Consider the following 23,450-nt stretch of genomic DNA (forward strand, 5'->3'; position numbering starts at 1 on the left):
GCCTGTTTCCGCCCCTCATCCGGCCTGCCGGCCATCTTCTTCCCGAAAGCGGGGAGAAGGAGATATGCCGCAACGGTTTCCCCAAACAATAACCATGCGTGGGGCAAGTTCCCTCTCCCCGCTTGCGGGGAGAGGGTGAGGGTGAGCGGCAGGCCTCACATTGGCAACGTCACCCGTACCGCCGCTGCGCCGGTCTTGCCGCCGGCTGGCTGCGCCCAGCCGACACCGTGAAGCGATCCACCAGCCCCTTCAGCGTCGTGCTGATCTTCATCAGATTGTGCGTGGCGGCGTTGGTCTGCTCGACCATCGCGGCATTCTGCTGGGTCATCTGATCCATGCTGCCGACGGCGGTATTGATCTCTGCGATGCCGGCCGACTGTTCCCGAGCGGAGCTGGCGATGGCGTCGATATGGCCGTTGATATGCACGACCTGCTCGCCGATATGGTGCAGCGCCTCGCCCGTCTGGTGGACCAGCGACACGCCGAGCTGCACATCCGCGAAGGATTTGTCGATCAGCGCTTTGATCTCCTTGGCGGCTTCGGCGGATTTCTGCGCGAGTTCCCGCACTTCCTGCGCGACGACCGCAAAGCCCTTGCCGGCCTCGCCCGCCCGCGCCGCCTCGACGCCGGCATTGAGCGCAAGGAGGTTGGTCTGGAAGGAAATCTGGTCGATGACGCCGATGATCTGCGTGATCTTGCCGGAGGATTCCTGGATGGCGCCCATGGCGGTGACCGCCTGCTCGACGACGGCACCGGAGCGCTTGGCCTCCTCCGTCGCGCTGCCGACGACGCGGCGCGCCTCTTCGGCGCGTTGCGCCGCCTCGCGGGAAATGGTGGTGATCTCCTCGACGGCGGCCGCCGTCTCTTCCAGCGACGCCGCCTGCTGCTCGGTGCGCTTGGCCATGTCGTCGGTGGCATGGACGAGTTCGCCGGAATTGCCCGCCGCATCGTCCGCCGCCGTCACGATGGCGCCCAGCGTGTCGTCCAGCTTCTCGATGGCGGCGTTGAAATTGGAGCGCAGGCGCTCGAACTGCGGAGCGAGCGGCTTGGCGATGGAGGCGGTGAGGTCGCCGCCGGCAAGGCGGTTGAGCGAGGTGTCGATCGCGCCGAGCGCCTCTTCCTGCTGGGCGTTCAAAGCCTGCCGCTCGGCCTCGGATTTCTCGCGCTCCTCCTGGAGGGCGTCGAGATAGACGGAGATTGCATAGTCCATGTCGACCAGCGCCGCCTTGACGATGGCGGTGATCTCCTCGCCCAGCGCCTCCGCCTTCTTGCGGTAGAGGAACCCTTCGAGATGCTTCTTGATGACGCTGTCGACGATGGCTTCGAGGATCAGCGCGTAGCCGCCGATATACCAGCGCGGCTCAAGGCCGAGGCGGGCATGGGTCTTGCCGATGGTGGTGACGGCGTCGACATAGTGCGTATCGAACTTCGCCGAGCCGATCACTTCCCAGTGCTTGACCTGCCGGCCCTTGGCGCTCTGGATATGCGCCTCGTTGGCGAAGAAGCGGGCGGTTTCCGGCGTGGCGCGGGCCTTGCCGTAGAAGATATCCAGCGCGCCGTCGAGCGACGCGGAAATGGTGGGCAGCGCCCGCTTCAACGCCTCGCGCTGGCCAGCGTCGAAATCGACGAACTGGAGACGCTCGTTCAGTTGCTGGGTCTTGGCATCCTGCGCCGACATCGGGCGATTCCTCTGCTGTTGGGTTGGCGACTGACGCAAGTCCCGAATCAGGATCCCAGCCTTCGGTCTGTAGCGATTTTTTGCAGGAGACGGTAAACAAACACTGTAAATTGACGGACGATACTTCGCAGAAAATTGACGAAGGGTAATTTTTGCTCAGATTTATATGGTAAGTATTGCTTATTGATATCGACCATACCAATCAATACCAAAAGAGCCGGATGTATTGGGCGCAATGAAAAGTATATCCTGCCTTACGTAAGGTGATGCACTTCATCGCAACAACGAAAAGGGGCGCCTCGAAAGGCGCCCCTGATACTTGCACCGGGATGCAGGCGGATCAGACGTAGCGGTTGACCACGTTTTCCAGGAATTCCTGCCGGCCGGAGCGCGGCTGCGGGTTGACGTTGCCGCTGAGGACATAGCTTTCCAGCGCTTCAAGCGAGGAGCCGCCGGAAAGGATCTTCTGCGCCTCGGGCTTCTGCCAGCCGGCATAACGCTCGGCGAGCGGGCCGGAGAGCGCCTTGTCCTCGATCATCTTCGCCGCCGCCTTCACGCCGCGCGCGCAGCAATCCATGCCGCCGATATGGCCGATCAGCAGGTCCGCCGGATCGATGGACTGGCGGCGCAGCTTGGCGTCGAAATTGGTGCCGCCCGTTGTGAAGCCGCCGCCGGCGAGGACCTGATAATAGGCCAGCGCCATTTCCGGCACATTGTTGGGGAACTGGTCGGTATCCCAGCCGGACTGGTAGTCGTTGCGGTTCATGTCGATGGAGCCGAAAATGCCGAGCGCATTGGCGAGCGCCAGCTCGTGCTCGAAGGAATGGCCGGCAAGGATCGCGTGGCCCTGCTCAATATTGAGCTTCACCTCGTTTTCCAGGCCGTACTTCTTCAGGAAGCCGTAGACCGTGGCGACATCGTAGTCGTACTGGTGCTTGGTCGGCTCCTGCGGCTTCGGCTCGATGAGGATCGCACCCGTAAAGCCAATCTTGTGCTTGTACTCCACCACCATGTTGACGAAGCGGCCGAGCTGGTCCAGCTCCTGGCCGAGATTGGTGTTGAGCAAGGTCTCGTAGCCTTCACGGCCGCCCCACAGCACATAGTTGTCGCCGCCGAGGCGGTGCGTGGCGTCGATGCAGGTCTTCACCGTGGCGGCGGCAAAGGCGAAGACGTCAGGGTCCGGATTGGTCGCCGCGCCGCCCATATAGCGGCGGTTGGAGAAGAGGTTGGCGGTGCCCCAGAGCAGCTTCACGCCCGTCGCGGCCTGCTTTTCGGCAAAGTAGTCGACGATCTCGTTGAGGTTCTTCGTGTTCTCGACGAAGTCCTTGCCTTCCGGGCGCACGTCCGCGTCGTGGAAGCAGTAGAAGGGAACGCCGAGAAGCTGGAAGAATTCGAAGGCGACGTCCGCCTTCAGCTTGGCGGCCTTCATGCTGTCTTCGAACCACGGGCGCTCGAAGGTCTGGCCGCCGAAGGGGTCGCCGCCCGGCCAGACGAAGGTGTGCCAGTAGGCGACGGCGAAGCGCAGGTGATCCTCCATGCGCTTGCCCATGACGATCTCGTCAGGATTGTAGTGGCGGAAGGCGAGCGGATTGGTGCTCTCGGGACCTTCGTATTGGATTTTGGCGATATCGCCGAAGAAGCCGGTGGCCATGGGTGTCTCCTCTTGAATGGTCGTTGATCAGTAGGCGGCGCGGATCGCCGGATAGAGGCGGCGGTAGCGCTGATAGGCATCCTCATAGGCGGCGGTGAGCGCCGTCTCGGGTTCGATGGTTTCGGCGGTGGCAGGCGCGGTCAGCACATCCACCGGGTTCGCGCCGGTCGCGGCGATGAGGCCGAGGCGGGCGGCGCCGAAGGCCGCGCCGAAATCGCCGTCGGCCGGCAGGTCGACGGGAAGGTTCAGGGCTGTGGCGATGGATTTCAGCCAGTAGCGCGAGCGCGAGCCGCCGCCGATGGCGGTGACGCGCGACAGGCGCGTGCCGGCGGATTTCAGGGCCTCGAGATTGTCGCGCAGCGCGAAGGACACGCCCTCCAGCACCGCCTGCGTCAGAACCGGGCGCCCGCTCTCATGGCCGAGGCCGAGAAAGGCACCACGGATGGCGGCGTCGTTATGCGGCGTGCGCTCGCCGGAGAGATAGGGCAGGAAAGTCACGCTGGAGGGAGCCTTCAGCGCATCGCCCAGTTCCTGCGTAAGGTCCGCGGCGGAAGCGCCGGTGACGCGGGAATGCCAGTTGAGCGCGTCGGTGGCCGAGAGGATGACGCCCATCTGGTGCCAGGTGCCGGGCAGCGCATGGCAGAAGGCATGCACGGCGCTTTCCGGGTTCGGCAGATAGCTGGCGTTCGCCGCGAAGAGCACGCCCGAGGTGCCGAGCGAAACGAAGGCCGTGCCCTCACGCACCGTCCCCATGCCGCAGGCCGAGGCCGCATTGTCCCCTGCCCCGCCGGCAATCACAATGCCTGCGCCGAGGCCCCATTTCGCGGCAAGCTCGGCCCGCAGGACGCCGGCCGGCTCGGTGCCCTCGACGAGGCCCGGCATCTGCCGCTCGTCGAGATCGGTCGCGGCGAGCAGTTCGGCGGACCATTTGCGCGCGCTGGTGTCGAGCCAGGAGGTGCCGGCCGAATCCGACATTTCCGAGAGATGCTCGCCGGCAAGCCAAAGGCGGAGATAGTCCTTGGGCAGCAGCACCCGGCGAACCTTCGCGAAGGTCTCGGGTTCGTTGTTCTTGACCCAGGCGAGCTTGGGCGCAGTAAAGCCGGGGAAGACGATATTGCCGGTGATGCTGCGAAAACGCGGATCGGCGTCGAGCGCGGCGGCTTCCCTGTGGCTGCGCGTATCGTTCCACATGATGCAGGGCCGCAGCACCCTGTCTTCCGCATCGATCAGCGTCGCGCCGTGCATATGGCCGGAAAGGCCGATGCCGCGCACGGCGGAAAATTCGGCGGGATGGGCGGCGCGAAGGGCGGCGACCGCCTCCTCCGTCGCACGGATCCAGTCGGCCGGGTCCTGTTCCGACCAGCCGGCATGGGGGCGCGCGGTCTCGACATCCCTGCCGGAGGCCGAGCCGATGACCCGCTGGTCCGCATCGATCAGCATAGCTTTCACGCCCGACGTGCCGAGGTCGATCCCGAGATACATGTCTGCCTCCTAGTTTTCCTCGTCCGGGCCGGCCGGGAGGTTGTCCTTGATGAAGATATCGAGGCGGATGCGCTCCTGCCCGGCATTCACCGGCAGGCCATCCGCCTTGGCGCGCAGCACGCGGATGGCGCTGCGCACCTCATGGCCGGCATCCTGGTTGAGCACGACATCGATGAGCCCCTCCTGCAGCGCCGCGCGGGTCTCGGCGGTGAGTTCGTGCACGATCACGCAGAGATCGCCCCGGCCTCCGGCAGAAAGCGCCTCGATGAGGCCGCGATTGCCCGCGCCGAGGCTGTAGATGCCGGCAAGGTCCGGCACATTGGCAAGGCAATCGGCGATCAGCGCGTGGGAGCGGCCCGGATCGTCCTGGCCTTCCAGCACAGGCAGCACGGCGCGCGCTTGCGGCATCGCCGACATGGCGGCGAGGAAGCCTTCGAGGCGTTCGCCATGGTCGCGCACGCGCATGGAGCCGGCCAGCACGGCGACGGGACCGGGCCTTGCGCCGAGGAAACGTCCCATCAGGCTGCCGGCGGTGCGGCCGGCGGCGATATTGTCGACGCCGACGAAATGATCGCGGCCGGAGCCGGCAAGATCGGAAACGAGAGTGACGAAGGGAATGCCCGCCTCCTGCACCCGGGCGATGGCGGCGGAGACCTCCGGCGCATCCACCGCGACGGCCGCGATGCCCGCGACACCCCCGGCGATGGCCGCGTCGATCGCCCCCACCAGCGCCGCACCGTCGAAGGCGGGCACCGTCGTCACGGAAAGCCGGGTGCGCTCGGCGGCCGAATGCAGGCCCGCCCGGCGCACCTCCGCCTCCAGCCCGCGCATGAAGGGGTTGTCGCCCTCCGGCAAGATGAAGACGAGCGGATAGACACGGCTCTTGGCAAGGTTCGCCGCCGCCACGTCGCGCACATAACCGAGCGCGGCGATGGCCGCCTCCACCTTCGCGCGGGTCACGGCCCGCACACCCGGCCGGTCGTTCAGGACGCGGTCGACCGTGGCAAGGCTGACGCCCGCCTTGGCGGCAATATCGTGCACCGTGGGTCTCATCGTTCCTCCGTGGCGAGACCCTTAGAGGAATTTTTGATGTACGTAAATCAGAATTTTGAATCGCGCTCCCGAAGCCCGTTCCACCGGCCTAGAAACGCTTGCTGAAAGCGTGGGTAAAGGCCAGGCCGTCCGGGTTCCCGCCGGCTTTCGCAAGGGCGACATCCATGAACGTATCGGTGACGCGCACCAGCGCGAACCCGCCCATGAAGGCGGCGACGGGCTTGAAGATATCGTAGCCCTCATGGCTGTAGATCATCGGCGTGGGGTGCTCGTGGCCATGGAAGATGCCGACGATATTGTAGCCCTTGAGCGCGGCCAGCAGACCGGCGCGCTCCTCCTCGCTCCACCAGTGCGCCGGGCCGGCGCCGGTGGGATCGAAGGTGCTTGCCGCCGGGTCCCAATGTTCGGTGGAAAAGCCGTCCCAGCCGTAATGCTGGAAGAGCACGACGGGGCGGCCGTCGGCGGCATAGGTAGCGAGGTCCTGCCTCAGCCATGGCAGGCCGCTGATCGCGCCGCGGGTATCGTCGCCGCCGTAGCGCTGAAGCTGGATGAGATGCAGCCCGCCCCAGTCCCAGGAATAGTTGTCCGAGTCGAGGTCGTAATTCGTCACCGGCACCGGCGCCTTGTAGAACACGGTGGAGCGATGGTTCAGCTCGACATAATCGCGCAGCTCGCGGCGATACCAGTCGACATGCGGCGCGACGCCGTCCTGATCGAGGTCATGATTGCCGAGGCCGTTATAGACCGGATAATGCACGCGGTCCGGGCCGACGCCCTGCTGGTAGCGGCTGGCGAACTGCTGGAGCTGCCGCCCCTCGCCCGGCACGCGTACCTGCCCGCCGCCGTCATCCGTCATGTCCCCTCCGAGCACCAGGCCGAGCGGGGTCGCGATGGGCTTGCCGGCGCTTGCAAGCCCGGTCGGCCTTCCGTCGATCTGCGCCGGCCAGAGGCGGCCGCCGACGCCGTTCAGCGCCGCGACATGGCGCAGCAGCGCCGCATCCGTCTTGCCCTCGTCGGCGCAATTCGGGCTGAGGCCGTCCGCCGAGACGAGGCAGGCATGCACGTCGCAGGAAAAGAGGAAGGTCGCGTCCGTCGCGGGGCGCTGCGCCCGCGCGATGCCCCGGAAGGGCGAAACGGCCAGCGACAGCCCCACTCCGCCGGCAGCGGTCAGGAAACGGCGGCGGGTGGAACTAAACGGCATGCGGGCCTCCGGGCATCGGTCACGCGTCCATTCTGCGGACGGACCGGGGCCGGGGCAAGAGGCCCTGGCGGCGGCTCAGTGCCCGCCGCCCCCGCCGACGCCCGACTGCGGCTTTCTGATCGCAAAGGCGCAGACAACAAGGGTCGAGAAAAGCGCCGTCAGCAGCAGGAAGATATCGATGAAGGACAGGACATAGGCCTGCTGCTGCACCATGCCGGCCATCTGCTTGATGGCGATGGTCGAGCCGTCGAGGCCATGGGCGTCGAAGTTCGAGGCCATGTTGCGCAACTGCTCGACGGCAGCCGGATTGCCCCACTGAACATGCTCGGAAAGGCGCAGGTAATGTTCCTGCGAGCGCTGGGTGAGCAGGGTGTTGATGACCGCAAGGCCCACGGCCCCGCCGAGATTGCGCATCAGGTTGAAGAGGCCCGACGCATTGCGGATGCGATCCGGCGGCAGCGTGCCGAGCGCCACGTTGTTGATCGGCACCATGCAGATCATCAGCGAGACGCCGCGCAGGATCTGCGGCGCGAGCAGCTCGTAGAAGTCCCAGTCGGCGGTAAGCTGCGTCATCAGCCAGGTGCCGAGCGCAAAGCCGGCGAAACCCATCATCATCATGACGCGCGGATCGAGCCTGGACGACATCATGCCCGCAATCGGCGCGGTAAAGAACATGGCGAGACCCGAGACGAACATGGTCTCGCCGATCATCAGCGAATCGTAGCCACGGATATGCGCGAGATAGAGCGGATAGAGGTAGGTGAGACCGTAAAGGCCGATCCCCATGACGAAGGAGAAGATCGAGCCGAAGGCGAAGTTGCGGTTGGAGAAGGCGCGCAGGTCCACCACGGGGAACGGCACCTTGAAGGCCCGCCAGAAGAACACCGTCGCGCCGATCACGATGGCGACGGTGCCCATGACGATGTGCTCGTCGTTGAACCAGTCCTTGTTGTTGCCCTCTTCCAGCACGTATTCGAGCGAGCCGAGGAAGACCGCCATGGAGGCGAGGCCCCACCAGTCGAAACGCTTCATCAGGCCGAATTCCGGCTTGTCGAAGTCGATCAGGTTGAAGGTGAGCACCGTGACGATGATGCCGGGGATGACGTTGACGAGGAACAGCCAGTGCCAGGAGAAGGCATGGCTGAGATAGCCGCCGACCGTGGGGCCGATGGTGGGCGCGAGCGTGGCGACGAGGCCGATCATCGGCGAGACGACGGAGCGCTTCGACGGCGGGAAGATGGTGAAGGCGGCCGCGAAGACCGAGGGGATCATGCCGCCGCCGATGAAGCCCTGGATGGCGCGGTAGACGATCATCTGGTCGATGTTCGTCGCCGTCGCGGCAAGGGCGCTGGCGATGGTGAAGCCGGCGGCCGAGAAGCTGAACAGGATGCGCGTCGACACGATGCGCGCCAGCGTACCCGACAGCGGGATCATGATCACTTCGGCGATCAGATAGGAGGTCTGCACCCAGGCGATCTCGTCCGCGCCCGCGCCGAGGCCGGCCTGGATCTCCGACAGCGAGGCCGAGACGATCTGGATGTCGAGGATCGACATGAACATGCCGAACACCATCGCGAAGAACGCGACGACGCGGCGAACGGGAACCTTGTCGGACGGCGCGGCGACCATCAGGCCGCCGGCTGTCGGTTGAGCGGTCGCGGCCATGGCCCGCGCTCCTTTACTGGAGAACCTTACTGCGCGGGCGCCGTGCGGCTGTCGACCTCGACGACGACGCTGAGGCCGGCGCGCAGCTTGCCGCTGTCCAGAGCTTCCTGCGGCAGGGCGATACGGACGGGCACGCGCTGCGTGACCTTGGTGAAGTTGCCCGTGGCGTTTTCCGCCGGCAGCAGCGAGAAGACCGAGCCGGAAGCCGGCGCGATGGACTGCACCGTGCCGAGGATATCGTCGTCCTTGTAGGCATCGACATGCAGATGGACCTTCGAGCCGGGCACGAGATGGGCGATCTGCGTTTCCTTGAAGTTCGCCTCGACATAAAGCTCGGTCACCGGCACCAGCGCGGCAAGGCGCTGGCCGGCGGAAACGAGGTCGCCGACCTGTACGGAAACATTGCCGACGACGCCGTCATAGGGCGCTTTCAGCACGGTGAAGCCGAGGTCGCGCACGGCCTTGTCGCGGGCAAGCTCCAGCGTGCGCACGGCGCTTTCGGATTCGGCGCGCTGGGCCTGGAGAACCGCGATATTCGCCTTGGCCGAAACGATATTGGCATCCGCGCCGACAAGATTGGCCCGGGCCTGATCGAGCGCCACGCTGGCGCTGTCGAGCGAGGCGGCCGTGCCGACGGCCTTCGCGTTCAATTCCTTCGCGCGCTTCTCGGCCACTTCCGCACCGCCGAGGGCGGCCTGATAGGCGGCCTTCTGGGCTTCGGCCTGGGCAAGGCTGGCCTTCGCGCCTTCGATCTGCGCGTCGATGCGACCGAGCGCGAGCTTCTGCGTGGCGATCTGGGCCTCGGCCTGTTCATGGGCGAGGCGGTAATCGCCATCGTCCAGCGTGACGAGCGGATCGCCGGCCTTGACCGTCTGGTTGGCGACGACATTCACGGCCGCGACGTAACCGGAAACCTTGGGCGAGATGGAGGCGATGTCGCCCTCGATATAGGCGTCGTCCGTCGAGATCATGAAGCGGCCATGGGTCCACCACTGGTAGCCATACCAGCCGGCGGCGGCGAGCAGCACCGCGCCCACCACCGGCAGCATCAGGCGGCGGCCGCCCTTCTTCTTCTCAGGCGGGGCGACGGCTGCGGCAGGCACCGCTTCCGCGGGCTGCGCCTCGGCGGTCTCGGCTGCGAAATCATCATTAACCGGACGAACCTTCGCCTTGCCGGCGCCGTGGGAAGTCGACATACGCATGCCACCATTCTCTGAGGTAGATTTTCGAACTGAACCGTTCGGTTCGATTTGACATAGACCCATTTCTCCCGCATATCAAGAGTAAATCGAACCAGCCGGTTCGAAATGGTTCACGCGAGGTTTCGAACGCGAAAATGGAAATGCCGACGACCGAAGACCCGATGGCCAGCCCGCAGACGGGCCGGCGCGCCGCCGGGGAGGACCCCGCAAAGCGCGAGCAGATCCTCGACGGGGCGAAACGCGTGTTCATGGAACAGGGCTTCGAGGCCGCCAGCATGAACGACATCACGCGTGCGGCGGGCGTCTCCAAGGGCACCATCTACGTCTATTTCGAGAACAAGGAAGACCTCTTCGGCTACATGATCGAGCGCGAGCGCCGCCGTATCACCGAGACGGTGCGCCATGCCCTCGACGGCAACAAGCCGATCGGCGAGACGCTGCACGGCTTCGGCACGCTCTTCGCCACGCACATGACGGCCGACCAGACGATCCGCGCCATGCGCATGGTGATCGCCGCCAACCATCGCCTGCCGAGCCTCTGCAAGCGCTTCTTCTCCGCCACGCCGATCAACCCCGTCTCGGTGCTGCAGGACTATCTCGACCGGCAGATTACGGCCGGCATCATCGTCTGCGACGACACGGAACAGGCCGCCAAGCAGTTCATCGAACTCACCACCGTCGGCCTCTTCAAGCCGCGCATGTTCGGCGCCATGGAGGAGGTTCCCTCCCCCGCCGTCATCGAGAAGAACATCGTCTCCGCCATCCGCGTCTTCCTTGCCGCCTATGGCGCAAAGCCCTAAACGCGCAACCGCGATCAAGTGACGGGCCTCGGGCGGCGCCATAAGATGGCTGTCCATGAGGAGCGAAAAGCCGTGCATCCCGTCGCCAAGGCCATCTGGTACATCGAAAGCCATTTCGGGCGGGCGATCACGCTCGCCGAAATCGCCGGCAATTCGGGCATGTCGCGCCACCATCTTTCGCGGCGTTTCAGCGAGATGACCGGCCAGAACCTGAACCGCTACCTGCGCGCCCGGCGTCTTGCCGAGGCGGCCCGGCAGATCGCCGGCGGTGCGGAGAACATCCTGAAGGTGGCGCTCGATGCCGGCTACGGCTCCCATGAGGCATTCACCCGCGCCTTCCGCGAGGAATTCGGCCTGACGCCGGAAACCCTGCGGGCCCGGCGCGACCTTTCCGGCCTCACGCTTCAGGAGCCCATCCGCATGTCCGCCATCGAGAAAAGCACCCTGCCCTCGCCCCGCATCGAAACGCTCGATGCCTTCCTCATCACCGGCCTCGGCACCCATTTCGAGCCCGGCACGGCCGCCGGCATTCCGGCGCTCTGGCAGCGGTTCAACGATTATTTCGGCCATATCCCCGGCCAGAACGGCAACACCGCCTTCGGCCTGTGCAGCATGGTGCCCGGAAAGCCGGGTTTCCGCTACTTTGCCGGCGTTCGCGTGCCGCGAAGCGACGACCTGCCGGCGGAACTCGAGACGATCCATGTGCCGGCGCAAAGCTGGGCGATGTTCCAGCACGAGGGCCATGTCAACGGCATTGCCGGAACGGTGAACGCGGTCTTCCGCGAATGGCTGCCGGCTTCGGGCCGAACGGTCGCGTCGTTCCCGGACGTGCTGGAATTCTACGGCGAGGATTTCGACCCTGAAACCGGCCTTGGCCGCATCGAGATCTGGCTGCCGCTCGCCGATCAGATGACGAAATCGTGATATGAGCCTCAAGGGCGGCCGGTCCGCTTGCCAGCAGCCGATTTCTGCATAAATACGGAAGTCCATTCTCCGCCGTATTCATGAAGGGAAAGACCGGATGGACAGCATTCTTGCACTCATGCAAGACCCGGCCGCCTGGATCGCGCTCGTCACGCTCGTCGTGATGGAAGTCGTTCTCGGTATCGACAACCTCATCTTCATCTCGATCCTGACCAACAAGCTGCCACCCGAGCATCGGGTACAGGCCCGCCGCATCGGCATCGGCCTGGCGCTCATCATGCGCCTCGCGCTGCTCGGCACCATCGCCTGGATCGTCAAGCTCACCAATCCGGTCTTCGAGCTTTTCGGCCACGGCTTCTCCTGGAAGGACATGATCCTGATCGCCGGCGGTCTCTTCCTCGTCTGGAAGGCGACCAAGGAAATCCACCACAATGTCGATCCGGTCGACCACAAGGAAGACATGGTGGGCGGCGCGGCCCTGACGTCCTTCTCCGCCGCCATCGGCCAGATCCTGATCCTCGACCTCGTCTTCTCCATCGACAGCATCATCACCGCCGTCGGCATGACGCCACACCTGCCGATCATGGTCGTCGCGGTCCTTGCCGCCGTCACGGTCATGCTGCTGGCGGCGACCCCGCTCGCCAACTTCATCGAGAAGAACCCGACGATCGTCATGCTGGCGCTCGCCTTCCTCCTGATGATCGGCACGACGCTGATCGCCGAAGGCATGGGCTTCCATGTGCCGAAGGGCTACATCTACGCCGCCATGGCCTTCTCGGCGCTGGTCGAGGTGCTGAACATGGTGTCGCGAAACGCGCGGCAGAAGAACAAGGGCGCAGGCCACTGAAACCGGAACCGGCGGGGCCTTCACCCCGCCGGTTTTGTTCTGGAAACTGCCGAAGACGGGCCGGACGGGTGGGGAGCTCGCCTGCCGTTTCGTTGGCCACGGGGAGAAACCGGAAAAATCCCCGCATTCTCCATCTCCGTCGCGTCCGGTTGACACGGCCCGCCTTCTCTTGGCAAACCTTTGGGCGGGTGGATTGTTCCGTGAAAGTTTTGGGGGTTGCGCCGCGCGCGGCGGAACCGGCAGGGCCTCAAGGGCATTCATGCCGAGCATAGCCCCGCCGCATGGACCGACATATGACCCTTGAGCAGACCTCCGCCTTCATCGTCATCGGGTTGATGATGGCGGCGTTCATCTGGGGAAGGTTCCGCTACGATCTCGTCGCCTGCTGTTCGCTGCTTCTGGCGCTCGCCGTCGGCATCGTGCCCTTCGACAGGGCGTTTTCCGGCTTTTCCGACGATATCGTCATCATCGTCGGCAGCGCCCTGATGGTGAGCGCGGCGGTCGCCCGCTCCGGCATCGTCAATCTCGCGGTCAAGCGCTTCTTCCCCAACCTCACTTCCGGGCGCAGCCAGCTCGCGCTGCTGCTGGTCTCTGTCGCGGTGCTCTCGGCCTTCATCAAGAATATCGGCGCGCTGGCCATCATGATGCCGCTCGCCTTCCAGTTCGCCCGCAAATCCGGCACGCCCGCCTCGAAATTCCTGATGCCGATGGCCTTCGCCGCCCTTCTCGGCGGCCTGATGACCCAGATCGGCACCTCGCCGAACATCGTCGTCTCGCGGCTTCGCCAGGAAATCACCGGCGAGAGCTTCACCATGTTCGACTTCACGCCCGTCGGCGCGACGCTGACGGTGTGCGGCATCCTCTTCCTGCTGCTGTTCAACCGCATCGTGCCGGAGCGCACCAACAAGAACGCCAGTATCGAGGAATCGCTGGAAGCCGCCGCCTATTCCTCCGACGCGACGGTGGAGGAAGGCTCGCCCTCGGTCGGAAAATCGCTCAACGAGGTCCTGCGCAACGGCGACGGCGACGTCATCGCGACCTCCATCATCCGCGGCCATGTGCATCTGACGCCGCTGCCGGACGTGCGCCTGCTGGCGGGCGACACAATCCTGATGGAAGGCACGGCAAGCGCACTCGACAAGGTCGTCTCCGCAGCGGGCCTCACGCTCTCCGGCCAGCCGATCCGCGCCGGGCGCGGCGAGGCCGGCGAAATCAGCGCCATCGAGGTCGTCGTCGGCAACGAGTCCCGCCTCATCGACATTTCCGCCCGCTCCATCGCGCTGTTCCATTCCTACGGCATCAACCTGCTCGCCGTCAGCCGGCAGGGCCAGCGCCTGCGCGAAAAGCTCTCGGAAGTCCGCCTCCGCCCCGGCGACGTGATCGTGGTGCAGGGCAACAACCGCACGCTGCCGACGCTGCTGCCGGAACTCGGCCTTCTTCCCCTCGCCCAGCGCGAAATCCTGCTCGGCGCGCCGCGCAAGGCGATCATCCCCGTTCTGGTGCTGATCGCCGCCATGACCTCCACCGCGCTCGGCCTCGTGCCGGTCGCCACCGGCTTTTTCGCCGCCGCCGTCGCCATGGTGCTGTTCCGCGCCGTGCCGCTGCGCGAGGCCTATGCGGCGCTCGACGGGCCGATCCTCGTCATGCTCGCCGCCCTCATCCCCGTTTCCGACAGCCTGCGAACGACGGGCGCGAGCGAACTCATCGCCGGCTGGCTCGGCGCCATCGCCGTACACCTGCCGCCCTTCGGCGCGCTCGCGCTCATCCTGCTGACCGCGATGGCCGTGACGCCCTTCCTCAACAATGCCGCGACGGTGCTTGTCATGGCGCCCATCGCCGCGAGTTTCGCAAGCGCGCTGCACTACAAGCCCGAGGCCTTCCTGATGGCCGTCGCCATCGGCGCGGGCTGCGACTTCCTCACCCCCGTCGGCCACCAGTGCAACACGCTGGTCATGGGTCCGGGCGGCTACAAATTCGCCGACTATCCGCGCGTCGGCCTGCCGCTTTCCTTCCTCATCGTCATCGTCAGCGTGCCGACGCTGCTCGCCGTCTGGCCGGTGCAATAGACGGAGCCTGAGTTTTTCTTGACGCGCCGGGCTGAATATGGTCTCACCCAGCCCAATGGAAAGCCTTTTGCCGCCGCTCGAAACGGCGAGAAACCCGGCCTTCCCCTCCTGAAATGTCAAGACAGGCCCAACCCATGAGCACTTCCGGCGTTCGCGTCCGCATCGCACCCTCTCCGACCGGCGAGCCGCATGTCGGCACCGCCTATATCGCGCTGTTCAACTACCTCTTTGCGAAAAAGAACAACGGCACCTTCATCCTGCGCATCGAGGACACGGACGCCACGCGTTCGACCCCGGAATTCGAGCAGAAGGTGCTGGACGCGCTGAAATGGTGCGGCCTCGAATGGTCGGAAGGCCCGGATATCGGCGGTCCCTACGGTCCCTACCGCCAGTCCGACCGCAAGGACATCTACCGCCCTTACGTCGACAAGATCGTCGCCAACGGCCACGGCTTCAAGTGTTTCTGCACGCCCGAGCGGCTTGAGCAGATGCGCGAGGCGCAGCGCGCCGCCGGCAAGCCGCCGAAATACGACGGCCTCTGCCTCCACCTTTCCGCCGAGGAAGTGACGAAGCGCGTCGACGCCGGCGAGCCGCATGTCGTGCGCATGAAGATCCCGACCGAGGGTTCGTGCAAGTTCGTCGACGGTGTCTACGGCCCGGTCGAGATTCCGTGGGAAGCCGTCGACATGCAGGTCCTTCTGAAGGCCGACGGCATGCCGACCTACCACATGGCCAATGTGGTCGACGACCACATGATGAAGATCACCCATGTGGCGCGCGGCGAGGAATGGCTCGCCTCGGTGCCCAAGCACATCCTCATCTATCAATATCTCGGCCTCGAGCCGCCGGTCTTCATGCACCTGTCGCTGATGCGCAATCACGACAAGTCGAAGCTCTCGAAGCGCAAGAACCCGACCTCGATCTCCTATTACTCGGCGCTCGGCTACCTGCCGGAAGCGCTGATGAACTTCCTCGGCCTCTTCTTCATCCAGATCGCGGAAGGCGAAGAACTGCTGACCATGGATCAGCTCGCCGAAAAGTTCGACCCGGAGAACCTCTCCAAGGCCGGCGCGATCTTCGACATCCAGAAGCTCGACTGGCTGAACGGCCGCTGGCTGCGCGAGCAGCTCACCGAAGAAGACTTCATGCAGCGCGTTCTAGAATGGGCGATGGAGAACAACCGCATCCGCGACGGCCTGAAGCTGTCGCAGTCGCGCATCTCCAAGTTCGGCGAGCTGCCGGACCTTGCCGGCTTCCTCTTGAAGTCGGACCTCGGCCTGACGCCGGAAGCCTTCGCCAAGGTGAAGTCGACGCCGGAAGAAATCCTCGAAGTGCTGAACCAGGTGCAGCCGGACCTCGAAAAGATGCCGGAATGGACCATCGAGAGCATCGAGGCGGAACTGCGCGCCAGCGCCGACCGGCTCGGCAAGAAGCTCAAGGTCGTGGTGGCCCCGCTCTTCGTCGCCATTTCCGGCTCGTCGCGCTCGCTGCCGCTCTTCGACTCGATGGCCATCCTCGGCCGCTCCGTCGTGCGCCAGCGCCTGAAGGTCGCCGCGCAGGTGGTGGCCTCCATGGTCGGCAGCGGAAAGTAAGGAACGAACAAGAATGAACGACAAGACAGAAACCGCCCTCTCCTCCGATCCGACGGAAGTCCGCCGCCAGAAGCTCGCCCAGCTGCGCGAGACGATCGGCGACGTCTATCCGGCGCATTTCCACCGCACGATGACCAATGCGGAGCTTGCGGAAAAGTATGAAGGCCTGGAGCTCGACACGGAGAGCGGCGACATCGTGACCGTCGCCGGCCGCGTCTATTCCTCGCGCAATTCCGGCATGTTCATGGATATCCATGACGCCTCGGGCAAGATCCAGATCTTCAGCCACAAGGACACGACGCCGGAGGAAGCCCGCAACCTGCTGCCGATGATCGACCTCGGCGACATCATCGGCGTGACGGGCGCGGTACGCCGCACCAAGCGCGGCGAACTCACGATCAACGCGCAGCAGATCGTCATGCTGACGAAGTCGCTCCTTCCCATGCCGGAGAAGTGGAATGGCATTGCCGACATCGAGATTCGCTATCGCAAGCGCCATCTCGATATCATGAGCAACGAGGAGTCGAAGCTCCGCTTCCAGCAGCGCTCGAAGATCGTGTCCGGCATCCGCCGCTTCATGGAGAACGACGGCTTCATGGAAGTCGAGACGCCCATGCTGCATTCGGTCTATGGCGGCGCGACGGCCGAGCCCTTCAAGACGCACCACAACACGCTGAAGCTCGACATGTTCCTGCGCATCGCGCCGGAACTGTTCCTCAAGCGCACGCTGGTCTCCGGCCTCACCGACAAGGTGTTCGAGATCAACCGCAACTTCCGTAACGAGGGCGTGTCGACCCGGCACAATCCCGAATTCACGATGATGGAGTGCTACTGGGCCTATGCCGACTACGAGGACATCATGGACCTCGTGGAACGCCTCTTCGCCGAGCTTGCGGTAAAAATCCACGGTTCGACCGAATTCGCCTATGGCGACAAGGAAATCTCCTTCAAGGGTCCGTTCAAGCGCGTGCCGATGCCCGATGCCGTGAAGGAAGCGACCGGCATCGACTTCCTCGCCATCAAGACGGACGAGGAAGCCCGCGCCGCCGCCAAGGCTGCCGGCTTCGAGATCGAGAAGGACTGGACCTGGGGCGAGTGCCTCGCCTTCATCTTCGAGGAGAAGGTCGAGCCGACGCTGATCCAGCCGAGCCACGTCACGCATTTCCCGAAGGACATCTCGCCCTTCGCCAAGGAAGTGCCGGGCGAACCGCGCCTCGTCGAGCGTTTCGAGACCTATTGCAACACCTGGGAACTCGGCAACGCCTTCTCCGAGCTGAACGACCCGGAAGAGCAGCGCGCCCGCATGGTCGAGCAGCTCGAGCAGGCCCATGCCCGCGGCGAGAAGGCCAAGCAGCTCGACGATGAATTCCTCGACGCCATCGACCAGGGCATGCCGCCCGCCGGCGGCCTCGGCATCGGCGTCGATCGCCTGATCATGCTGCTGACCAACGCCCCGTCGATCCGCGACGTCATCCTCTTCCCGGCGCGCCGGGCGAAGGCGGACTGAGGGTTTCCCCTTCCGCTCGAAACATCGAAGCCCCCGTTACCGGCCGGTAGCGGGGGCTTTTCCATTCAGGCCTCGATCTGCACGTCGCCGATGGGCCGCGAGCAGCAGGCGAGGATGTAGCCTTCCTCGATCTCGTCGTCGAGGATGCCGCCATTGTGGCGCATGTCCACCTCGCCCGAGACCTTCATCACCCGGCAGGTGCCGCACAGGCCGCCCTCGCAGGCCGCGCCGATGCGCACGCCCGCCGCACGCGCCGTCTGCAGGATGGTCTGGCCGGGCGGGCACTTGGCCTCCTTGCCGGCCATGGTGAAGGTGACGGTCGAGACGGCGTCGGCCTCCTGCTCGCCCGCCCCCGCGCGGATGGCGATCTCCTCCGGCGCGGGTGCGGCGGCAGGCTGGAAGCTTTCCTCGTGGTAGCGCTCCATGTCGAAGCCGCAGACTTTCAGCATGTCGCGCACGCCGCGCATGAACGGCTCGGGGCCGCAGCAGAAGACGGTGCGCTCGCGGAAATCGGGCGCGAGCAGCGAGAGGCGGGCAGCATCGATACGGCCGGTAAGGCCATGCCAGCCGTCACGCGGATTGTGCCCCTCGACGACGAAGCCGAGCGCGAGGTTCGGCATATGGGCGGCGAGGCATTCGAGTTCGGCCTTGAACAGCAGGTCCTCGGGCTTGCGGGCGCAGGTGACGAAGGCGACGCTGGATTGCGGCGCGCAGTCCGCCATCCAGCGCGTCATCGACATCATCGGCGTGACGCCGGAGCCGGCCGAGATGAACAGGTACTTCTCCGCCGGATAGCGCACGAAGGAGAAGTCGCCGAGCGGACCGAACGCCTTCAGCTTCACGCCGGGGCGCAGGTTCTCGAACATCCAGCGCGTGCCGACCGAATTCTTCTGCGCCTTCACCGTCACGGAGACGGCGAAGGGGCGCGAGGGCGTGGAGGAGAGCGTATAGGTGCGCATGACGGGCTCGTCCGCAGAGACCGGCAGTTCCAGCGTGACGAACTGCCCCGGCAGATAGCGGAACCAGTTCTTCTGGTCGGAGCGGAACGTGAAGGTCATCACGTCCGCAGTCTCCACCGTGGCGGCGATGCATTCCAGCAGGTTGTGCCGGTCGTGCCAGGGGTGGAGTTCGTCGAAATGGTGGAAGTGACCTGCCGCCGTCATGTCAGGCCACCTTGACGAGCGGCTTCTTCGCGCCGTCCAGCCGCTCGATCATGAAGTTCGCATACCATTCCACGAACTGCATGACGCCGCCCTCGTCCTCCAGCGAATAGGGGCCGGGCTGGTAGGCCGGCGAGCGGATGCCAAAGGCATTTTCCTCGACGATGCGGCGGTCCTGGTCGTTGGTCTCGGTCCAGACATGGGTAAGCTCGTCGAGACGGTAGTCGACGCCTTCCACCGCATCCTTGTTGACGAGCCACTTGGTCGTGACCTGCGTCAGTTCCGGGCCGAGCGGCAGGACGCGGAAGGTGACGGCATGGTCGCCGAGCACATGGTTCCACGTCGTCGGATAGTGGAAGAGCAGCAGCGTGCCGATGCCGCTTTCCAGGACATCGCCGGACAGCGGGCGGCTGACGGCGCGCGCGCCGGACATGGTGTAGCTCTCCGCGTCCTCGATCAGCGGCATGCGGGCGGCACGGAACTGGCCGGTCGGCGACAGGCGGAATTCGCTCGGCAGGCCGGCGGCCTCGCACTTTTCCCAATGCGCGGCGATGACCGGGTCGTCCTTGGCGCCCTGCACGCCGGCAACGCTCGGCGCTTCGGGGAAGGTGCGGCAAAGCTCGGGGTGATTGGCCGCGCAGTGATAGCACTCGCGATTGTTCTCCCAGACGAGCTTCCAGTTGCCCTTCTCGACGATGGTGCTTTCGAAGGCGACCTTGGTTTCGCCGAGGCGATGGCGGGCGAGATAGGGTTCCGCCAGCGCGCGGAACGGCGCGAAATCGGGCGCCTCGTCGGCAAGACAGATGAAGATGTAACCGCCGACGGTCTCGCAATGGACCTGCTTCAGGCCATGCTGCGTCCTGTCGAAATCCTCGGCCATGTGGCGGGCGAAGAGCAGCGAGCCGTCGAGTTCGTAGGTCCACTGGTGATAGGGACAGACGAGCTTGGCCGAACTGCCCTTGTGCTGCGTGCAGACGCGCGAGCCGCGATGGCGGCAGGAATTGTGCAGGGCGCGGATGGTGCCGGAGCGGTCGCGCGTGATGACGACGGGATAATCGCCGACCTGCACGGTGAAATAATTGCCGGCCTTCGGCACCTCGCAGTCATGGCCGATGAACAGCCAGTCGCGATACCAGATCGTTTCCAGGTCCAGCTTGTAGTGATCGGGATCGATATAGAAGGCCTGCTCGAGGCTGTAGCCGTCGCGGCGGTTCTTGAGCTTGCGGAGCACGTCGTTGCGAATGTCCATGGCGGTTCCTCAGTAAATTTGCCGAGGCGCGCGAAAGGAGACGGTATCCGGGCATGAAATGCCCGGAAATACACGTTTCCCGGCCGCCCGCCGCAGCCAGTCACAATCGTTCTCCAGGCTGGTTTCCGGGCTGAGGAGCGTCCCATGGGACGGGCAGCGCCTTCCCGGACAACCGTCCAGTGGCCTTCTGCTGCACCTTGACTCCAACACCGTTGCGGGGGCAGCACCGGATTTCAACCGGCTTCCCAATTATCCGCCACCATCGGCAACGGCACCTTGAGCGTCCCCATCTAAGCGCAGGATTTTCCACATCACATGCCAGAAAGCGACACGCCATCATGATTTGACGACAGTCAAATACAAGCATCTTGCGGATTCAACCCATGATTTTATCCATATATATCAATCCGATATATGGCCTTCCGCCGCCGCACACCCAATCTGCCGCGGAAAGGCGCGCGCACCGGCTCCCCTTGTCATATTGCGACCATTGCGGCCTGTCGGAGAAATGGGGGGCGAACCGAAAGGAATGATTAACGACGTTTCCATAAGCTTTCGGGCGATCCGGGCGCGAGGATGGAGTGCCGAGGCGTGCAGCAGCAGACGAAATTCCGATACTACGACGCCGTCGCCTTCAAGCGCGCCAATCCGCCGAAAGCGGCGGCCCATACCGAATTCCTGCGCACCGGCCGCATCGAGCGCGCCGTTTCGTGGAGTCCCAGCGAGAAACGCTATCTCAGCTATCAGGAGGTCGCGGAGCGCACGGGGCGCAGGCTGGAGCAGGCGGGCAACGTCACCCACGAGCGCATCAACGGCTTCCACCGCTCTATCCAGTTTCCCAAGCTCGTCTTCCACCGCACGCTCGCCGAGACGCCGCATCTCGGCTATTGCCATATCACGGTGGCCAATTCGCGCTTCGCCGAGTTCGAGAATGTGCAATGGGCCTTCTACATGGCCAATTTCCTCGCCGAGATCGGCGATGAGGAGCAGTTCTTCGCGGGCATTTCCCGCAAGCCAGGCCGCATGTATTTCGCCATCGCCATCGCGCCGACGGAAGAAGAAGGCCGCCTCAAGATCGACCGCACGGTACGCGGCAACGGCGTGATCTTCCGCACGGACGATCCCAAACTCGCCATGAAGAACGTGCTGATGCTCGGCACCCGCAACGAGGCGCTGCGCAAGGTCATCCGCACACTGTAGCCGGCCTCACGCCCGGTAGAGCATCCATTCCCGGCCGGCTGGCACTTCGTCACCACGGCCGTAGACCACGACCTGATCGCCGCCGGCACCCTTGGCCTCCGCCAGCGCACGCTCGCAGGCCGAGGCGAGATCGAGGGCGCTATCGGCACGGTCCGCCATGCAGACGCCGGCCGACAGGGTGAGATGGCCGAGATTGCGGCCGGTGCGCGGATCGCGCAGCACCATCGTCTGGAAGGTCGCACGCAGGAGGTCGATCAGCCGCGTCACCTCCCCCTCGTCGGAAGTGTTGAACAGGAAGCCGAAGCGCAGCCCGTCGAAACGCACCGCAAGGTCGCTCGACGGGAAGGCCTGGCGAATGAGGCCGCCATAGAACGAGACGAGGTGATCCGACAGCGCTTCCACCTGACCCGGCGTGAAACGGCGCTCGGCATCGATCTCGGCGACGGCGACGCCGCAGAGCACCGGCAGTTCCGGATTGGCATAGACGCGGGCCAGCGCCTTGTTGAAGGCGCGGCGATTGCCGAGCTTCGTGACCGGATCGGTGAACTTCATCGCCTCGAAATCGGCCATCTCCTTCTGGATACCCTCCACGGCGGCGGATTGCGCGGCGACCTTCTGCGCCATTTCCGCCGTGTGGGTGACGCGCGCCTCGGTCGCCCGCTGCAGGGCTTCAAGCGAGCTGCCTAGCGTGCCGCCGGCATCGCGGATGACCTGCGAGGCCTCGCCGATCAGGCGGCCATAGTCGTTGAGCGAGGAGCGCTCCTGGCTCAGGAGATCCATGAAATTGCTCATCTCGTTGCTGATCGCGCCCGCCGAGCGCTGCAACACGCTCGCCTCGTGCTGGTGCGGCAGGTATTTGCGGCCAAGCTCGTCGAGGGCGGCCTGCGTCTTGAACTTGCCGAGGGCGATGAAATCACGCACCAGATCCGGGTTGCCGCCGGCATAGGCCTCGTAGACCAGCTCGTAATTGCGCGGCAGGCCGTCGATGCCCATCTGTTTCATCGCCATCGCGATGCGCAGGGTTATATCGGTCGTGGAGGATTTCTTGTAAGCCATCGGTACGGACCTGTTTGCACGATTTCACCCCTTGTAGCAGGCCGCTCTTTCGGCCGGTCTAATCCGGTCGTTCAAATTTTAGATATCTTGGCATTTGCCGGCAAAGCCCTGTAAAGGAAGCCAAAAGCGACGGAAGGACGACATGGCCGATATCGTGGATGCGCGCACGGATGCGAGGGCCGCGCTGGCGCGCGCCTGCGAAACCCTCGGCCGCGGCGTGCCCGTCGCCATCCCCACCGAGACCGTCTACGGCCTTGCCGCCGACGCCACCGATCCGCTCGCCATCACCCGCATCTACGAGATGAAGGGCCGCCCGCGCTTCAATCCGCTGATCTGCCATATGGCCGATCTCGCCATGGCCGAGCGGCACGCCGTCTTCGATCCTCTTTCCCGCCGCATCGCCGAGGCCTTCTGGCCCGGCCCGCTGACACTCGTCCTGCCCATCCGGCCGGAAAGCGCCATCCATCCCCTGGCGCGCGCCGGGCTGGATACGGTCGGCATCCGCGTGCCGACCGGCATCGCCAGCCGCCTGCTCGCCGCCTTCGGCCGCCCGCTCGCCGCCCCGAGCGCCAATACCTCCGGCCGCGTCAGCCCGACCACCGCCCGGCACGTCGCCGACGATTTCGGCGCGAAGCTGGAACTGGTGCTCGACGGCGGGCCGGCGACGGTCGGCCTCGAATCCACCATCCTCAAGGTCGAGGGCGAGACGATCCGGCTGCTGCGCCCCGGCGGTCTCGACGCCGCCGAGGTCGAGCGCGTGATCGGCCGCCCGGTCCTGCGCAATGAAAAAGCCGGCGCGGCCATCGAGGCCCCCGGCATGCTCGCCTCGCATTATGCGCCCGATGCGCCCGTGCGGCTCGACGCCGCTGACGTCCGCCCCGGCGAGGCGCTGATCCGCTTCGGCGGCAAGGCGCTGCCCGGCGAGGCGGAAGCCGCACTGGTGCTGGATCTCAGCCCCGAGGGCAATCTCGCGGAAGCCGCCGCCAATCTCTTCGGCTACATGAAGCAGGCCGATGCCGCCGGCGCACGCTCCATCGCCTTCTCGCCGATCCCGGCGACCGGCCTCGGGGAGGCGATCAACGACCGGCTGCAACGCGCCGCCGCACCGCGCGGCTAG

At 65.1% G+C, this 23,450-nt stretch carries 18 protein-coding genes and 1 riboswitch; of the genes, 8 read left to right on the top strand and 10 right to left on the bottom strand.

Going from position 1 to position 23,450, the window contains the following annotated elements:
• Positions 1-169 precede the first annotated feature (169 nt).
• From K8M09_RS14130 to K8M09_RS14160, 7 genes are all read right to left on the bottom strand, one after another.
• On the bottom strand, positions 170-1,678 hold the full coding sequence (locus tag K8M09_RS14130; RefSeq protein WP_160785178.1) for a methyl-accepting chemotaxis protein: 1,509 nt from the start codon (positions 1,676-1,678) through the stop codon (positions 170-172).
• Positions 1,679-2,018: 340 nt separating this feature from the next.
• On the bottom strand, positions 2,019-3,329 hold the full coding sequence (xylA, locus tag K8M09_RS14135; protein ID WP_160785177.1) for a xylose isomerase: 1,311 nt from the start codon (positions 3,327-3,329) through the stop codon (positions 2,019-2,021).
• A gap of 27 nt (positions 3,330-3,356) precedes the next feature.
• Positions 3,357-4,811: a xylulokinase gene (gene xylB / locus K8M09_RS14140; protein ID WP_160785176.1), complete on the bottom strand. Its 1,455-nt coding sequence runs from the start codon at positions 4,809-4,811 to the stop codon at positions 3,357-3,359.
• Positions 4,812-4,820: 9 nt separating this feature from the next.
• On the bottom strand, positions 4,821-5,864 hold the full coding sequence (locus K8M09_RS14145; RefSeq protein WP_160785175.1) for a LacI family DNA-binding transcriptional regulator: 1,044 nt from the start codon (positions 5,862-5,864) through the stop codon (positions 4,821-4,823).
• Between the two features lie 88 nt (positions 5,865-5,952).
• A complete protein-coding gene (locus tag K8M09_RS14150) occupies positions 5,953-7,035 on the bottom strand; it encodes a metallophosphoesterase (protein WP_160785345.1) in 1,083 nt (360 codons plus the stop codon).
• A gap of 105 nt (positions 7,036-7,140) precedes the next feature.
• Positions 7,141-8,730, bottom strand: a complete 1,590-nt coding sequence (locus K8M09_RS14155) for a DHA2 family efflux MFS transporter permease subunit (RefSeq protein ID WP_160785174.1) — start codon at positions 8,728-8,730, stop codon at positions 7,141-7,143.
• Between the two features lie 26 nt (positions 8,731-8,756).
• A complete protein-coding gene (locus tag K8M09_RS14160; protein ID WP_160785344.1) occupies positions 8,757-9,926 on the bottom strand; it encodes an HlyD family secretion protein in 1,170 nt (389 codons plus the stop codon).
• Positions 9,927-10,072: 146 nt separating this feature from the next.
• Between K8M09_RS14160 and K8M09_RS14165 the strand changes: the two genes are divergently transcribed.
• The 6 genes from K8M09_RS14165 (at position 10,073) to lysS (ending at position 17,668) form a co-directional block, all read left to right on the top strand.
• On the top strand, positions 10,073-10,732 hold the full coding sequence (locus tag K8M09_RS14165; protein WP_229341900.1) for a TetR/AcrR family transcriptional regulator: 660 nt from the start codon (positions 10,073-10,075) through the stop codon (positions 10,730-10,732).
• A 45-nt stretch (positions 10,733-10,777) separates the two neighbouring features.
• Entirely contained in the window at positions 10,778-11,656 is an 879-nt protein-coding gene (locus tag K8M09_RS14170; protein ID WP_170299419.1) for an AraC family transcriptional regulator, read from the top strand.
• 97 nt (positions 11,657-11,753) lie between these two features.
• Complete coding sequence (locus K8M09_RS14175) at positions 11,754-12,503, top strand: TerC family protein (RefSeq protein WP_160785172.1); 750 nt, start codon at positions 11,754-11,756, stop codon at positions 12,501-12,503.
• Positions 12,504-12,796: 293 nt separating this feature from the next.
• Complete coding sequence (locus K8M09_RS14180) at positions 12,797-14,569, top strand: SLC13 family permease (protein ID WP_160785171.1); 1,773 nt, start codon at positions 12,797-12,799, stop codon at positions 14,567-14,569.
• A gap of 134 nt (positions 14,570-14,703) precedes the next feature.
• Complete coding sequence (gene gltX, locus K8M09_RS14185; RefSeq protein WP_160785170.1) at positions 14,704-16,161, top strand: glutamate--tRNA ligase; 1,458 nt, start codon at positions 14,704-14,706, stop codon at positions 16,159-16,161.
• 13 nt (positions 16,162-16,174) lie between these two features.
• A complete protein-coding gene (lysS, locus tag K8M09_RS14190; protein ID WP_160785169.1) occupies positions 16,175-17,668 on the top strand; it encodes a lysine--tRNA ligase in 1,494 nt (497 codons plus the stop codon).
• A gap of 65 nt (positions 17,669-17,733) precedes the next feature.
• Here lysS and K8M09_RS14195 read toward each other — a convergent pair whose 3' ends face one another.
• Both K8M09_RS14195 and K8M09_RS14200 read right to left on the bottom strand, forming a co-directional pair.
• Entirely contained in the window at positions 17,734-18,831 is a 1,098-nt protein-coding gene (locus tag K8M09_RS14195) for a hybrid-cluster NAD(P)-dependent oxidoreductase (RefSeq protein ID WP_160785168.1), read from the bottom strand.
• Position 18,832: 1 nt separating this feature from the next.
• A complete protein-coding gene (locus tag K8M09_RS14200) occupies positions 18,833-20,077 on the bottom strand; it encodes an aromatic ring-hydroxylating oxygenase subunit alpha (protein WP_160785167.1) in 1,245 nt (414 codons plus the stop codon).
• Positions 20,078-20,176: 99 nt separating this feature from the next.
• A riboswitch (cobalamin riboswitch) is annotated at positions 20,177-20,371 on the bottom strand.
• A 297-nt stretch (positions 20,372-20,668) separates the two neighbouring features.
• On the opposite strand from K8M09_RS14200, the gene K8M09_RS14205 reads away from it, so the two are divergent.
• Positions 20,669-21,277, top strand: coding sequence for a DUF6656 family protein (locus tag K8M09_RS14205; protein WP_229341902.1), 609 nt, complete (start codon positions 20,669-20,671; stop codon positions 21,275-21,277).
• 6 nt (positions 21,278-21,283) lie between these two features.
• Here K8M09_RS14205 and K8M09_RS14210 read toward each other — a convergent pair whose 3' ends face one another.
• A complete protein-coding gene (locus K8M09_RS14210; protein ID WP_160785165.1) occupies positions 21,284-22,333 on the bottom strand; it encodes a diguanylate cyclase domain-containing protein in 1,050 nt (349 codons plus the stop codon).
• Positions 22,334-22,475: 142 nt separating this feature from the next.
• Between K8M09_RS14210 and K8M09_RS14215 the strand changes: the two genes are divergently transcribed.
• On the top strand, positions 22,476-23,450 hold the full coding sequence (locus K8M09_RS14215) for an L-threonylcarbamoyladenylate synthase (RefSeq protein ID WP_160785164.1): 975 nt from the start codon (positions 22,476-22,478) through the stop codon (positions 23,448-23,450).

Origin of the sequence: Shinella zoogloeoides (assembly GCF_020883495.1) — a bacterium.
GTDB classification, from domain to species: domain Bacteria; phylum Pseudomonadota; class Alphaproteobacteria; order Rhizobiales; family Rhizobiaceae; genus Shinella; species Shinella zoogloeoides.